Here is a 14,471-nt window from a genome sequence, read left to right as displayed (position 1 = left end):
CCACATCACAGTCGACAGCTGTCAGCATTCGTGACTCCGTCCGGTTCAGGTATCGAACCCACCGAGACAGGAGCACACCATGAAGCACCGCATCGTCGTCCTGGGAGCGGGCTACGCCGGAGCCATCACCGCCGGCCGCCTGGCCAAGCGGCTGCACCGCGACGACGTCGAGATCACCCTGGTCAATGCCGATCCCGATTTCGTCGAACGGATCCGCCTGCACCAGCTCGCCGCAGGCCAGGACCTGCCGGTCCGCCCGCTGCGGCGGGTGTTCGCGGGCACCGGCGTCCGGGTGCGGATCGCGTGGGTCGATTCGGTCGACGCGGACCGCAAGAACGTCGAGCTGATCGGCGAGAACGGCGCCGGCACGCTGGCCTACGACACCCTGGTCTACGCCCTGGGCAGCACCATCGCCGATCTCGGCGTGCCCGGCGTCGCCGAGCACGCCCACAATGTGGCGAGCAAGCAGGCCGCACTGCGGTCGCGGGAGCGACTGAACGCGTTGGTGGCGGGCGACACCGTCCTGATCGTGGGCGGCGGCCTGACCGCTATCGAGACCGCGACAGAGATCGCCGAAGCGCGCCCCGATCTGGAAGTCGCCGTGGCGGCGCGCGGCGGCGTCGGCGACTGGCTCGACGAGAAGGCGCAAACCTACCTGCGCGCCGCTTTCGAGCGTTTCGGCATCACCGTGCACGAACACGCCGATGTCACCCGCGTCACCGAGAACGGCGTGGTCACCCGATCGGGCGCGGAGATTCCGGCCCGGATGACCGTCTGGACAGCAGGTTTCGCCGTGCACCCGATCGCGGCCGCCGGCACGCTCACCGTCTCCGAGGCCGGTCGCATCGTCGTCGACGCCACGCTGCGTTCGGTCTCGCACCCGGACGTCTACGCCATCGGCGATGCCGCGCACGCCGCCGGAGTGGGCGGCAGGACCCTGCGGATGGGCTGCGCCACCGCATCCCCGATGGCCTGGCTGGGCGCCGACGCCATCGCCGCCCGGCTGACCGGACGTGAGATCCCGGACGCCCCGATCGGCTACAGCCGCCAGTGCATCAGCCTCGGCCGCCACGATGCCATCGTGCAGAAGGTGACCGAGGAGGATCAGCCGACCTCGAAGGTCGAGGTCGGACGCAAGGGCGCGCGCGTGAAGGAACTGATCTGCCGGGGCACCGCGTGGAACGTCAGCCACCCGACCCTGATGGTGCCGAGCCGGCGTCGCCACGTGGTCGCGACGGCCGCGGCTCCGGTCGCGACCGACTCTCCGGCGCCGGGAATGCGCTCATAACCGACGTTCCGCCTGATCGGACCGATTGCTGGCAGACTGGACGGCCGGTTACCGCGCCGATCGCGCCGCGCCGCGATAACGTTGAAGCGTAAGGCTACCGGTCGCTTGGTTTGATTGCGGTGAGGGTGCGCGTCGGCGACCGGGCCACGCGGCCGCCTCGGGTGGAACCGAATCTCCAGGTTCCGGCCGAGGCGGCCGCGCGGCTGAGCCCGGAAAGGGAGTCGCCGTGGCAGGCGGGTATGTGGCGGCGATCGAGGCGCGGCTCGCGGCGATGCGGGCCGATCACCAGCGGCTGGTGCGGGACGGGCCGCAGTGGTCACTGGAGGATTTGTTCAGTACGCCGGAGTGTGGAATCACTCAGTACTGCAAGGACTTCCGGCCCAATCAGTTCGGGGTCGAGGCGTGTGCGGCGGTCGAGGCGTTCTGTCGCAGGCACGGAATCTGGCTGGAAGCCGGTGGCGCGCACTACAACAGCATGACGCCCTTCCTGCATCCGCGGGCGGTCACGCCCGAGCGGATGACCCTGATCGGCAACTACAACGCAATCCTGTTCTGGCTCAACGACACCGTCGGCCGGGAGAAGTTCGCCCACCTGACGGCCACCGAGCAGGCACAGGCGTGGGACACGGTCGAGAGCCTGTGCCGGTTGCTGGAGACGAGACGGACGGACTCCGAACCGACACCGGTCGAGGCCGCCACGGCCGAATTCGTGGCCGAGCTGATCGCGAACGGTGAACCGGGTTCGGTGGACCGGATCCTGGACTCGACCGGCGACCATCTCCGGACGGCGATCCGGGATCAGAACGCCCGGGCCCGTGGGGATCTGCTATCGGTCGAGGAATACATCGATCTGCGTGCCCGGGTTTCGGGCATGTACCCGGCGATCGCGCTGTGCGAATACGGACGCGACACCTATCTACCCTGGGACCGGATCCGCGCGGCCGGAATCGAGACGGACCTGCGCCGGCTGCAGCGTCTCACCGCCGATATCGGCGCGCTCATGAACGACATGTTCTCCTTCGAGAAGGAATGCATCGTCGACGGCGCGGATTTCAACCTGATCCCGATCTGGTTGCTGAACAATGCCGGTGCGGATCTCGGCGACGCCGTGCGGGCCGCCGGCGATATCGTGCGTGACCGATTCACCCTCTTCCGCCGGATTTGGCAGCCGCTGTACGACCGGTGCGCCGAATCGGACGATCCGGCGACGACCGATCCGGTCGCCGATCATCTGCTCGATCTGCGCTGCTGCGTACAAGCCAGTTGGGTATGGCAGATCGAGACCAGTCGGTACAAAGGAAGCTCGATCTTCGCGGAGAACAGGCAACCGGACAATCACCGTGACCGCACCCGAAACACGCGGTAGATTCGGGACGGTCTGTTCGAGTAGAGGTCCTGACGCTGTTGCCGGAGTGGGGTGTGCCGGGACAGCGCGACACGGTGGTGCAAGGGGATGTGGTGGATGACGGCGAGCGTTCGACGCTGGCGCGAGAATGGTGGGAGGTGCTGGCGGCACATGGTTTCGTGCCCGGTTCGGTCGACGACCCGCAGCGACTACTGTCCGGACTGATCGATGATCTGCGCATCGCCGCCACGGCCGATCCGTTCGACGCGTCGCCGGGAGCGACCGCGGGCCGGGCGCTGGTCGCGGCGGGCCTTGCCGACCAGCGTGTTCCCGTGGTGTCGGCGCAGGTGCTGCACCGGCTGGCCGGTCACATCCGGCACGCCGAGGCGCCCGGCCGGATCGCGGCCCTGCTGACCGCGCTCGGCCAGGGTCACGAAGCCGGGACGATCGCCCTGCGCGCACCGGATTCCGTTGCCGGGCAACGCGAGAACGCGCAGGACAACCGCTTCCGGATCGTCTTCGACCACATCGCGGCCGCGATCGCGATCGGCGACACCGAGGGCACCCTGCTGGAGGCCAACCGCGGCCTGGCGGACATGATCGGCGTTCCGGTCGGTGAATTGCGCGGAATCTCGGTCTACGACTTCGCCCACCCCGACGACCGCGACCACATCCGAACGCTGTTGTACGACAAGCTGGTTCCGGCCCGGTCCGGCACGGTCAAACTGGAACGGCGGCTGATCCGCGCCGACGGCAGCGTCGGGTGGATGTCGTTCGCCATCACCTATGTCCCCGGCGTCGCCGGGAATCCCGACTACCTGCTGGCCGTCGGCGCCGACGTGACCGACACGCACCGGCAGCAGGAGGAACTGCATCGGCAGGCCCGGCACGATCCGATGACCGGCCTGCCCAACCGCCGGCTGCTCCTCGAGCGCATCGACGAACTGGTCGCCACCGCGGGTCCCGACGACCGCGCCGGATTCTTCTTCATCGATATCGACCGCTTCAAGGCCATCAACGACCGATACGGGCACAGCATCGGCGATCAGGCGCTCACCGCGGTCGCCACGCGATTGCGCAACAGTGTCGGCGACCACGATTGCCTGATCGCCCGGATCGGCGGCGACGAGTTCGGCGCCCTCATCCTGCCCCCGGCCGACACGGGCCGGCTGACCGTGATCGCGAACCGCCTGTTGTCGGCGCTGGTGGACCCGATCAGCGTCAACGGCCGGGAGATGACGATCTCGGCCAGCATCGGCGCCGTCGTCACCCCGGTCCCGGGAATGAATCCCGAATCACTGCTCGCCGCCGCCGACACCAGCCTGTACTACGCCAAGACCAACAACAAGGGGCACTGGATCCTGCACACTCTCGACGCGCCCGCCTGACCGGTTTCCGCGATTCGGATCAGCCGGGATGTAAATCTTCCGGGGGCCGAGGCCGGAATGGGATCGTGGACACCGCCTTCGGCTCGAACGGATCGTGCCGGGCCGGGAAGTTGGTGTGCGTGGTATGGGTGGCGGCGACCCCCATTTTCATTGGTATCTCCCGACATCGGGTGACGGGCGGGAGGTGATCGGCGCACTGCAGTCGGCGGGTGTGATCGGGACCGCCTCGGCCCACCGCCCGCCGAGTCTGGAGTACCTGACGCTGGTGGCGAAAACCGCGGAGCAGCTGGGATTCGAGGCGGTGCTGACACCAACGGGCACCTGGTGCGCGGACGCGTGGATCACCACCGCGGCGTTGATCCCGGCGACGACGCGCCTGAAATTCCTGGTCGCGTTCCGGCCGGGACTGATCACCCCGACGCTCGCGGCGCAACAGGCGGCCACCTTCGCCCAGCTCTCCGGTGGCCGACTGGCCCTCAACATCGTGACCGGTGGCGACGCGGAGGAACAGGCGCGCTTCGGCGACCGGCTGACCAAGTCCGAAAGATACGCCCGCACAGACGAATTCGTGCAGGTGATCCGGAAGGCCTGGACCGGCCGGCCGAGCGACTTCGCGGGTACGTACTACGACGTGACCGGCGCGATGGTCGCCCCGGCCCCCGCGCCGACTCCGCAGATCTTCTTCGGCGGCGCCAGCGACGCGGCCCGCGAGGTCGCCGCCAAGAACGTCGACACCTATCTCACCTGGACCGAACCTCCCGCCGCGGTGGCCGAGTTGATCGAGGACGTGCGCGCACGAGCCGATCGGTACGGCCGGCGGATCGAATTCGGCATCCGGGCGCACGTGATCACCCGCGACACCCGCGAGCAGGCGTGGGCCGAGGCACGAAACCTGCTGTCGCGCATGGATCCCGCGATCATCGACCTCGCCCGCGCCCGGCTCGCGCAGGGCGAGTCGGAGGGGCAGCGCCGGCAACTGGCGCTGAACGCGGACCGCGACAATCTCGAGGTGTATCCCGGGCTATGGGCCGGTTACGGCCTGGTACGCCCCGGTGCGGGAACCGCGCTGGTCGGCAGTCACGCCGAGGTCGCCGAGCTGATCGAACAGTACCGGGCTGTCGGCATCGACCATTTCGTCCTGTCGGGCCAGCCGCACATCGAGGAGGCCTACTGGTTCGGCGAGGGCGTGCTGCCGCTGGTCGGGGCCCGCGCCGGTTGACCGGAAGTTGTCTCGCGGCCGGACCCGGGGCCTGACCACCTGTCGATCGTCAAGTCTTGCAATCATTATGAGGATTGACTAGGTTGGGCCCGTGAACGGCAAGATCTCCTTCGGGTACCTCTACGACTTCCGCAACCCGGCCCGCTGGCACCGGCCGTGGGCGGATGTCTACGCCGAGACCCTGGACTTCATCGCCTGGACCGAATCCGCCGGATTCACCGGCGCGTGGGTCCCCGAGCACCACAACGCGAGCGACGGCTACATGCCGTCGCCGCTGGTGATGCTGGCCGCGATCGCCGCGCGCACCGAGACGATCCGGCTCGGGTCCGCGGTCGCGCTGGCCCCGCTGTACCACCCGGTCCGATTCGCCGAGGACTGCGCGATACTCGACATCGTCTCCGGCGGCCGGCTCGACATGGCACTGGGCATCGGCTATCGCCGGCGCGAGGCCGCGGCCTACGGCGTCGACTTCTCCGCGCGCGGACGGCGCACCGACGAATTCCTGGACATCGTCACGAAGCTCTGGGCCGGTGAGACGGTCACCTACAGCGGAAAACACTTCACCGTCGAGAACGCCGCGATCACACCGGCACCCGAACGCGGCCACATTCCGCTCTACCTGGGCGGATTCAGCGACCGGGCCCTCGAACGCGCCGCCCGATACGGTCAGGGCTACTTCGGCAACCTCGAAATCGTCGAACAGTATCGGGCGAAACTCCGTGCGTGCGGAAAGGATCCCGACAGCGGCCGGGTGCGCATCCAGGGCACCTTCGTCGTGGTCGCCGAGGATCCCGAGCAGGCGATGCACGAACTGGGCCCCTACTACCACCACGTGAACAACACCTACGGCGAATGGCACGACGAGGACCGCGCCGCGACCGGAATGGCCGACGACACCGTCCTCTCCCCCATGACCCTGGCCGAATTCGAGGCCAGCGGCACGCTCACCATCCTGACACCCGGGCAGGCCGTCGACATGTTCCGCGGCTGGCTCACCCGGACCCCCGTCGAGCACTTCATGATGATGCTGCCGCCCGGACTGCCGCCGGGCGAATTCGTGAAGTACGCCGAAACCTTCGCCGCCACAGTCATTCCCGAATTCAGTTGACCACCACCCGAAACGGAGCAGCCATGCCCAAGGCGTACGTCATCGTCACCGAAGCCATCACCGATCCCGAGGGTATGGCCGCCTACAGCCGCGCCGCCGCACCGTCGCTGGCCGCGAGCGGCGCCCGCGTCCTGGCCGTCGACACCCAGGTGCAGACGCTGGAAGGGCAGTGGCACGGCAGCAAGACGGTGCTCATGGAGTTCGACTCACCGGAGGCGGCCAAGGCCTGGTACGAATCCGACTCGTACACGGCGGCCCGTCCCCTGCGCCAGGCCGCCGCCGACAGTCACGCCGCGATCATCACCGGGCTCTGACCGGCCTCACTGTCCCTTCCAGTCCGGCGCTCGCCTGCCGAAGAACGCGGCGAGACCTTCCTGCAGATCGGCCGAGGCCAGTAGTCCGGCGTGCACGCCCTCGGTCATGGCCCACAGGCCGGTCTCGTCGCCCGCGACGGCCGTGTTGGCGATCCGCAGCGCGCCGCGGATCGCCAGCGGCGCGTTCGCGGCGATCCGGTGCACGAGTTCCAGTGCGCCGGTGAGCGCGGCGCCCGGCTCGACGAGCCGGTTGACCAGGCCCAGCCGCTCCGCTCGCTCGGCGTCCAGATCGTCTCCGGTGAGCAGCATCTCGCGGGCGATGTTGGCCGGCAGCAGCCGGGTGACCCGGAACGCGCCGCCGAAGTCCGGGATCAGCCCGCGCTTCGGCTCGGGCAGGCCGAAACGCGCTGTGCGACTTGCGACGACGAGATCGCAGCACATGACGAGCTCGAAACCACCACCGAGCGCGAACCCTTCGACCGCCGCGATCAGGGGTTTGGCGCGCACCCGGGTCATGATCCCGGCGATCCCGCCCCGCTCGGTGGGCTCACCCGCGCCGGCGGCGAGATCCGCACCGGCACAGAAGAATTCGGTGCCACCGGTGAGGATCGCGCACCACTGCTCCGGATCGTCCTCGAATTCGTTCAGCGCCCGGTCGAGACCGGCGGTGATCTCCGGGTTGATCGCGTTGCGCTTCGCCGGCCGATTCAGCGTGACAATCGTTGTGCGGTCGCGTTTCTCGACCGTGACCGCTGGTTCGGCACTCATCGGGCCGCTCCTTCCGATCAGGCGATCGTGACGCCGCCGTCGACGACGATGGTCTGGCCGGTGACGTACCCGCCGGCGTCGGAGGCCAGCCAGACCGCGCTCGCCGCCAGTTCGTCGGGATCGCCGGTGCGGCCCAGCACGATTCGGGGTTTCATGCTCTCCAGGTAGCCCGGCTTGTAGTGGTCGGTCATCTCGGTCTCGAAGAAGCCCGGCGCCACCGCGTTGACCCGGATTCCCTTGCGGGTGCCCCACTGCTGCGCGAGGTCGCGGGTCAGGCCGATCAGGCCGGCCTTGCTGGCGGCGTAGGCGGCCTGCGGAAGTCCGGCGGTGGTCAGGCCGAGAATGCTCGAGATGTTCACGACCGACGACCCCGGCTTCATGACCCGGCCGGCGGCCTGCGCGGCCCAGTACGCGCCGTTGAGGTTGACGTCGATGACCTCGCGGAACTGGGCCGGCGTCTCGTGCGTGGCCGGGTAGGCGGTGCCGATGCCGGCGTTGTTGATCAGGGCGTCGACGCGGCCGAAGTGCGCGAACGCCGTATCGATCAGGTTGTACGCCTGCTCCGGGGACGCGATGTCGGTCTCGACGACCAGGGCCTCGCGGCCGGCGGCACGGACGAGTTCGGCGGTGTCCTGCAGCTTCGCCGTCCGCCGCGCGGCCAGGACCACGTTCGCGCCGGCTTCGGCGAACGCGCGCGCGAACGCCACGCCCAGGCCGGAGGAGGCGCCGGTCACCACGACGACCCGGTCGTCCATCCGGAACTTGTCGAGAATGCTCATCAGAAGATCCCTGCCCTACGAGTGGTTGGTCGCTGTGACGGTATCGGCACCGCGATGCGGGTGCCGCAGCAGGCGCAGTCCGGCCGCCATGAACACCGGTGTCGCGTCGGCCGCGGCGACCGCGCCGCGGCCGGCGTCCGCACCCTGGTGGGCGCGGTAGGCGATGCCCTCGGCGATGACGGCCAGTTTGAAGTTGGCCAGGGCCAGATAGTGGTCCCACGGGCCGAGATCGCGGCCCGACGTCACCGCGTAGCGCTGGGCCAGCTCGTCCGGCGACGGCAAGCGGTCGCTGGTCCACGCGGCCGCCGAGCCCAGCACCCGATCGAAGTCCGGATCGCGGTAGACACACATCAACGCCAGGTCGGTGAGCGGGTCGCCCAGCGTGGACATCTCCCAATCGACCACGGCCCGAACGACTTCCGGCCGATCCTGATCGAGAATCGTGTTGTCGACCCGGAAGTCGCCGTGCACGATCGATGTGGCGGCGGGCGGCTCGAAATCGAGCAGGGCCGCGGCCAATCGGGTGGCGTCGGGTAGTTCGCGGGTCTTCACCTGCTCCCACTGCCGGGCCCACAGACGCACCTGGCGCGACACGTAACCCTCGGGGCGGCCGAAGGATTCGAGGCCCACCGCGCGGTGGTCCACGGCGTGCAGCGCCACCAGGACATCGATCAGGGAATCGGTGACGCCACGCACCTGGGCGTCGGTCAGGGCGGCGAGATCGTCCCGGTCACGGACCACGAGCCCCGGCACGAAATCGACGACCGTGCACGGCGCCCCGAGCACCGCGCCCTCCCGGTCGATGGCGACGGTCCCGGCGACCGGTACCGCGGTGGACCGCAGTGCCGTGGTCACCGTGTACTCGCGCGCCATGTCGTGGGCGGACGGGGTGAGCCCGGCGATCGGGGGCCGCCGCAGCACCCAGGCCGACGTGCCGTCGGACAGCTTGAACGTGAGATTCGAACGGCCACCGCTGATCTGCTCCGCGGTCAGCTCGCCGCGAACCGGGACGCCGCGCTCGGTCAGAAAGCGGGTGACCGCCGCGAGGTCCATGCCCGGCAGGGTCATCGGGCGCTCTCCCGCAGCGCGCGCTTCGCGGCGCCGATGCGGCGCTTGGCGATCGCCCACCGATGGACCTCCGAGGGACCGTCGTAGATCCGGAACGGCCGGACCTCCCGCGACAACCGGGCCAGCGGCAGATCCTCCGACACACCCAGCCCGCCGCACATCTGCACGCTGCGATCCACGATCCGGAAGATCGCTTCGGCGGCAAAGGTTTTCGCGATCGAGGTCGAATCGCCCGCGGCCTCACCGGCATCGAGTTCCCAGCAGGCCCGGACCAGCAGGGCCCGCGTGGCGGCGATGTCGATCTCGTTGTCGGCCACCATCTTCTGGACCATGCCGAGATCGCCGATGCGGCCGCCGAAGCCCTCCCGCCGCGCCACGTGCTCGACCGCGACGTCGTGGGCGCGGCGGGCGGCGCCCAGCCAGCGCATGACGTGGGTCATCCGCGCCGGGCCGAGCCGGACCTGCGCGTACTCGAAACCGCGGTCCACCTCACCGAGCACCGCGGAATCGGGAACGTCCACATCCTCGAAGTCGACCTCGCAGTGGCCGCCGAGCATCGACTTGTCCAGCGTCCCGATGTGCCGCCCGACCCGCAACCCGGCCGTGCCGGCGGGCACCAGGAACATGGTCGCCCCGCCGCGCTGACCGGGCTGCCCCGACGTGCGCGCCATCACGATCATGAACGCGGCGCCGTCCGCGCCGGTGATGAACCACTTCCGCCCGTTGATCCGCCAGCCGCCACCGTGCCGCTCCGCGCGGGTGGTCAGCGCGGCGGGATCCGATCCGGCGCCCGGCGCGGGTTCGGTCATCGCGAACGCCGAACGGACGTCCCCGGCCGCCAGCGGCGCCAGGAATTCGTGCCGCTGCTCCGGCGACGCGACATGCGCCAGCAGATGCAGGTTCCCCTCGTCGGGCGCGGCGATGTTCAGCGCGGCCGGCCCGAACAGCGAATAGCCGGCCTCCTCGAAGACCGGCGCCCGATCCGACATCCCCAGCCCGAGGCCGCCGTACTCCAGCGGCGCGTGCGGCGCGAACACGCCGGCCTCCTTCGCGGCCTGCTGCAGATCCTTGCGGACCCCGTCGCCGCCCGCGGCGGCGATATCGCCGTGGTGACGATCCTCGATCGGCAGGACGGTCGCGCGGACGAAATCCCTCGTCCGGTCGACCAGCGCCGTCACCTCGGAGGAGTAGGTCAAATCGATCGGCACTGCCTACCTCATCTCGCGACTTACCGAGCGCTCGCTCGGTCAACGATGGACAGCTCACTCTCACATATGGGAGTTACCGCCGTCAACAACGGAGCCAGCCCTTGCGCTGTTCAGGATTCCTGAACAGAATGGCCCGTCATGGACGACACACACGACGCCGGCGCGACGATCCGGGCGCTCCGGCTCGCCGAGGGCCTCACGATCCGCGACCTGGCCCGGCGTGTGCGGGTCAGCCCGGCCACCGTCAGCGCCGTCGAGAACGGCAAGACCGGCGTCTCCGTCACGCGCCTGCGCACCTTCGCCGAGGCCCTGAACGTCCCCGTCGCCCAGCTGCTCACCGCCGCCGAACCACCGAACCCCCGGCGCCCCACCCCTACTCGCCCGCACCCGGCCGACTGGCGCGACTACCCCCCACTGACCCTGGATCCGGTACTGGCCGCCGCCGTCGACGCCATGGTGGAGACCGGCTACCACGGCACCACGATGCGCGCGATCGCGCAACGGGCCGGCATGAGCGTGCCCGGCATCTACCACCACTACCCCGACAAACAACACCTGCTGGTGGAAATCCTCGACCTGACGATGACCGACCTGCATCGCCGCGTCACCGCCGCCGCCGACGACGCCTCCGACAGCGTCGAGCGCGTGGCCCACATCGTCGAGGCCCTGGCCCTGTTCCACGCCCACCGCCGCGCCCTCGCCTTCATCGGCGCCAGCGAGATGCGCAGCCTGATCGACGCCAACAGATCCCGGATAGCCGACTCCCGCAACCGCCTCCAGCGCATCCTCGACGACGCCATCCACACCGCGTCCCGGGAGGGCCGCACCCGCACCGAGGACCTCCGCACCGCCGGCCGAGCCATCACCACCATGTGCACCTCGATCCCCCAATGGTTCCGCGACGACGGCCCCGCCACCCCCGAGCAAATCGCCCACACCTACGCCGAATTCGCCCTGGCACTCCTGAACGCGACCCGCGCGCGGCCGAACAGTGCCGCGCCCCTGCCACTTTCGTGATCAGGGCACCAGGGACTGGGTTCCCAGGACGATGGCCAGGGCCAGGCGGTCGGCGTCCTCGGTGCCGGGTTCCGCGGTGTAGACGGTGATACGGAGGTCGTCCTGGGCGACGATCAGGGTGTCGCAGTCGAGGGTGATCCGCCCGACCGCGGGGTGGTCGATGGTCTTGTGGCGGGACGGGTCGGGCGCGGGGGGTGGATTCTCGCTGTTCCAGAGTTCGGCGAAGCGCGGGCTGTCGGCGGTCATGGTGGTGATCAGGCGGCGCAGGGCGCGGTCGGCGGGATAGCGCGAGGCTGTCCCGCGGAGGTCGGCGACGAGACGGGCCTCGTGCTCGGCCTGTTCCCGTGGGGCGTGCACGACGCGGGTGGGTTGATGTGTGACGTTGCGCCACACGGCATTTCGTTCCAGGCCGCGCCAGCCGGTGGTCTCGCCCAGCAGCGCGTCGTAGGGGGCGTTGGCCAGTACGAGGGTCCAGCTCGCGTCGTATACGACCACCGGGGTGTGCGACAGCCGGTCCAGAAGTCGTTGCACGCTGCGGGTCAGGCGGGACGGGACGACGTCCGGGCCGGGTGTGGCGTGTCCCGCGAGCCGGTACAGCTGGTCGCGTTCGGCGTCGGAGACGCGCAGCGCGCGGGCCAGGGCCTCCACCACCTGCGCCGACGGAGAGGTCGCGCGGCCCTGTTCGAGGCGGGTCAGGTAGTCGGCGGAGATGCCGGCGAGGGCGGCCAACTCCTCGCGACGCAGACCGGTCGCGCGGCGCCGGCGGCCGACCGGCACACCGAGGCTCTCGGGCGGCACGCGGTCGCGCCAGCGGCGGACCGTCGGGCCGAACTCCCACGGTTCCATACTGCCCAGTCTGCCCGGGGCGCCGTCGGTTGTCCTGGCCCTGGTGGTCCTACGAAAACCGGACGGCTGTTCGCGGGCCGGCCGGGCGCGCAACCTGGGTTCATGAACCGATCCGGAACTGTTCTGATCACCGGCCCGACCCGCAACCTGGGGCGCCACGCCGTGCTGGCCATGGCCGATCGACCCGACGGGCAACGTCCCGATCTGCTGCTGGTCGGGCGCCCTGGGCGGGACCTGACCGCCGTCGCCGACGAGGCTCGGGCGCGGGGCGCCCGCGTTCACGAGATCGGCTGCGATCTGGCGAGCCTGGCCGAGGTCCGTGCCGCCGCGGCCGCCGCGCGGGAGTTGCTCGACGCCGGTGCGGTGCGGCCGCTGCGCGCGCTGATCGCCAACGCCGGCATCACCTCGGCCGACACCCGGCAGGCCTCACCCGACGGCTACGAGCTGACCTTCGCCGTCAATTATCTCGCGCACGCCCAGCTCATCGGCGATCTGCTGGGCTCGTTCACCGCTCCCGCGCGGATCGTCCTGCTCGGCTCGAACACCTATCACGCCAATTTCTGGCGCGGGCTGCTGCACGTACCCGAAGCGCGGTGGGCCGATCCGGTCGACCTCGCCCGCCCGGCCTCCGGCCCGGAGGTTCCGGGGACGACCGCCTCCGGCGTCGCCTATTCCAATGCCAAGCTGGCGATTCTGTACTGCGCCCACGAACTGCAGCGGCACGCCGGCGCGGGGATCGGCGTGTCGGTGTTCGAGCCCGGCTGGATGCCGGGCACCGCGCTGGGCCGGGGCGCACCGGCGGCGATGCAGGCCATCGGCCGGTTCCTGGGCCGGATCCCCGGGGTGTCGACACCACGCCGCTCCGGTCCGCTACTGGCCTCCATGGCACTGGACGACCGATGGGCGCAACTGCGCGACGGCGCGTTCGTGGTGAAGACCGAGCTGACCGACGTACAGCCGGTGGCCCACGACCGCGACCGGGAGAGCCGATTATGGGAGGCGACCGGCGAACTGCTGGAGCGCGCGGCCGCGCGGCGGTGATCCATCGCACCCTCGGGGTGCCGGACGACGGCCGCCGCCGGAATGTTCCGGCGGCGGCCGTAGCCGAATTACAGTCCATGGCATGGGAATCCCCGATCGAGCCGCTTACGTCCGGGACGTCGTGGTCGCGTGCCTGCCCGGCTACCGGATCGAGTCGGTGACGTTGCTCGGTGCGGGGCAGGACAATACCGCTTACGAGGTGAACGCCGAGCTCATCGTGCGGTTCGCCGCGGAATCCGATCCCCGGGCGCGGGCCACGCGGGTCGAGGCCGAGGCCCGGCTGCTGACCGCGGTCGCGGGCATCTCACCGATACCGGTGCCCGAGCCGCGTTTCGTCGCCCCCGAACGAGGTTGCCTGGCCTACGGAAAAGTGCCGGGGACACCGCTGATCGAGCTGGAACCCGCGCGCCGGGCGGCGCACGCGGACTCGATCGCGGTCACGCTCGGACGTTTCCTCGACGCGCTGCACGCCGTTCCCGTCGAACGCTTCGCCGGACTCGTCGATGTCGACCACGAGCCGACGACGGTGTGGCACAACGAGGCCACGCGGACCTACGAGTCGGTCGCGGGCGAGATTCCCCGTGCGCGCCGATCGGCCGTGGAATCGTTCCTGGCGGCCCCGCCGCCGGACGACGCCCGGGCCCCGGTGTTCTCCCACAACGATCTGGGGATCGAACACATTCTCGTGGAACCGCATTCGGGAACGGTCACCGGCGTGATCGACTGGAGTGACGCGGCGATCACCGACGCCGCCTACGATTTCGGCCTGATCTACCGCGATCTGGGATCGGCCGCCCTCGATACCGCCTTGCGCCACTGTCGAACCCGCGAACCGGAATCGCTGCGGGTCCGCGCCGCGTTCTACGCCCGATGCGCCGCGCTGGAGGACATGGCCTACGGGCTCGAGACCGGAGACCGGCGGTATCTCGATCTCGGCCGGGCCGCGCTGTCCTGGCTGTACCCGGCCGGCGTCGATCCCGAGGGCTGACCGACCCCCCCTCGGCCGTGTCCTGTTCATCTTCTGTGGCAACGCCGAAACCCGGCCGGTTACCGGCCACGCGATAATTTTCATCTCGTTCCAG

The 14,471-nt window shown here is 69.9% G+C and carries 14 protein-coding genes; 9 read left to right on the top strand and 5 right to left on the bottom strand.

From position 1 onward, the window contains the following. Window positions 1-79 precede the first annotated feature (79 nt). The 6 genes from NRB56_RS07640 to NRB56_RS07615 all read left to right on the top strand — a co-directional run bounded on the left by NRB56_RS07640 (window position 80) and on the right by NRB56_RS07615 (window position 6,662). Window positions 80-1,288, top strand: a complete 1,209-nt coding sequence (locus tag NRB56_RS07640; RefSeq protein WP_153339828.1) for an NAD(P)/FAD-dependent oxidoreductase — start codon at window positions 80-82, stop codon at window positions 1,286-1,288. Window positions 1,289-1,514: 226 nt separating this feature from the next. Beyond that, window positions 1,515-2,654, top strand: a complete 1,140-nt coding sequence (locus tag NRB56_RS07635) for a terpene synthase family protein (RefSeq protein ID WP_319942698.1) — start codon at window positions 1,515-1,517, stop codon at window positions 2,652-2,654. A 53-nt stretch (window positions 2,655-2,707) separates the two neighbouring features. After that, window positions 2,708-4,021 (top strand): sensor domain-containing diguanylate cyclase, encoded by a 1,314-nt coding sequence (locus tag NRB56_RS07630; protein WP_319942697.1) that lies wholly within the window; start codon window positions 2,708-2,710, stop codon window positions 4,019-4,021. A 124-nt stretch (window positions 4,022-4,145) separates the two neighbouring features. Continuing rightward, window positions 4,146-5,240, top strand: coding sequence for an LLM class flavin-dependent oxidoreductase (locus tag NRB56_RS07625; protein WP_153340391.1), 1,095 nt, complete (start codon window positions 4,146-4,148; stop codon window positions 5,238-5,240). 91 nt (window positions 5,241-5,331) lie between these two features. After that, entirely contained in the window at window positions 5,332-6,348 is a 1,017-nt protein-coding gene (locus NRB56_RS07620) for an LLM class flavin-dependent oxidoreductase (RefSeq protein ID WP_319942696.1), read from the top strand. A gap of 23 nt (window positions 6,349-6,371) precedes the next feature. Next, on the top strand, window positions 6,372-6,662 hold the full coding sequence (locus NRB56_RS07615) for a DUF1330 domain-containing protein (protein WP_153339826.1): 291 nt from the start codon (window positions 6,372-6,374) through the stop codon (window positions 6,660-6,662). A gap of 6 nt (window positions 6,663-6,668) precedes the next feature. Here NRB56_RS07615 and NRB56_RS07610 read toward each other — a convergent pair whose 3' ends face one another. The 4 genes from NRB56_RS07610 to NRB56_RS07595 are packed head-to-tail and all read right to left on the bottom strand — an operon-like array spanning window position 6,669 to window position 10,485. Next, on the bottom strand, window positions 6,669-7,430 hold the full coding sequence (locus NRB56_RS07610) for an enoyl-CoA hydratase-related protein (RefSeq protein ID WP_153339825.1): 762 nt from the start codon (window positions 7,428-7,430) through the stop codon (window positions 6,669-6,671). A 17-nt stretch (window positions 7,431-7,447) separates the two neighbouring features. Beyond that, complete coding sequence (locus tag NRB56_RS07605; RefSeq protein ID WP_153339824.1) at window positions 7,448-8,209, bottom strand: SDR family NAD(P)-dependent oxidoreductase; 762 nt, start codon at window positions 8,207-8,209, stop codon at window positions 7,448-7,450. Between the two features lie 15 nt (window positions 8,210-8,224). Further along, window positions 8,225-9,277, bottom strand: coding sequence for a phosphotransferase family protein (locus NRB56_RS07600; RefSeq protein ID WP_153339823.1), 1,053 nt, complete (start codon window positions 9,275-9,277; stop codon window positions 8,225-8,227). After that, window positions 9,274-10,485 carry an acyl-CoA dehydrogenase family protein gene (locus NRB56_RS07595; RefSeq protein ID WP_319942695.1) on the bottom strand — a complete coding sequence of 404 codons (1,212 nt, stop codon included), beginning with the start codon at window positions 10,483-10,485 and terminating at the stop codon, window positions 9,274-9,276. Before NRB56_RS07595 ends, NRB56_RS07600 begins: the two co-directional genes overlap by 4 nt. 138 nt (window positions 10,486-10,623) lie before the next feature. Between NRB56_RS07595 and NRB56_RS07590 the strand changes: the two genes are divergently transcribed. After that, window positions 10,624-11,502 carry a TetR family transcriptional regulator gene (locus tag NRB56_RS07590; protein ID WP_153339822.1) on the top strand — a complete coding sequence of 293 codons (879 nt, stop codon included), beginning with the start codon at window positions 10,624-10,626 and terminating at the stop codon, window positions 11,500-11,502. Here NRB56_RS07590 and NRB56_RS07585 read toward each other — a convergent pair whose 3' ends face one another. Then, window positions 11,503-12,348 carry a helix-turn-helix transcriptional regulator gene (locus NRB56_RS07585; protein ID WP_153339821.1) on the bottom strand — a complete coding sequence of 282 codons (846 nt, stop codon included), beginning with the start codon at window positions 12,346-12,348 and terminating at the stop codon, window positions 11,503-11,505. 102 nt (window positions 12,349-12,450) lie between these two features. On the opposite strand from NRB56_RS07585, the gene NRB56_RS07580 reads away from it, so the two are divergent. Both NRB56_RS07580 and NRB56_RS07575 read left to right on the top strand, forming a co-directional pair. Beyond that, window positions 12,451-13,389: an SDR family NAD(P)-dependent oxidoreductase gene (locus NRB56_RS07580; protein WP_153339820.1), complete on the top strand. Its 939-nt coding sequence runs from the start codon at window positions 12,451-12,453 to the stop codon at window positions 13,387-13,389. 82 nt (window positions 13,390-13,471) lie between these two features. Then, entirely contained in the window at window positions 13,472-14,377 is a 906-nt protein-coding gene (locus NRB56_RS07575; RefSeq protein WP_153339819.1) for a phosphotransferase family protein, read from the top strand. Window positions 14,378-14,471: the final 94 nt, after the last annotated feature.

Source organism: Nocardia aurantia (assembly GCF_009604425.1).
Lineage (GTDB): Bacteria > Actinomycetota > Actinomycetes > Mycobacteriales > Mycobacteriaceae > Nocardia > Nocardia aurantia.
The sequence above is the reverse complement of the archived record's forward strand: the minus strand, read 5'-3'. Positions and strand labels throughout refer to the sequence as shown.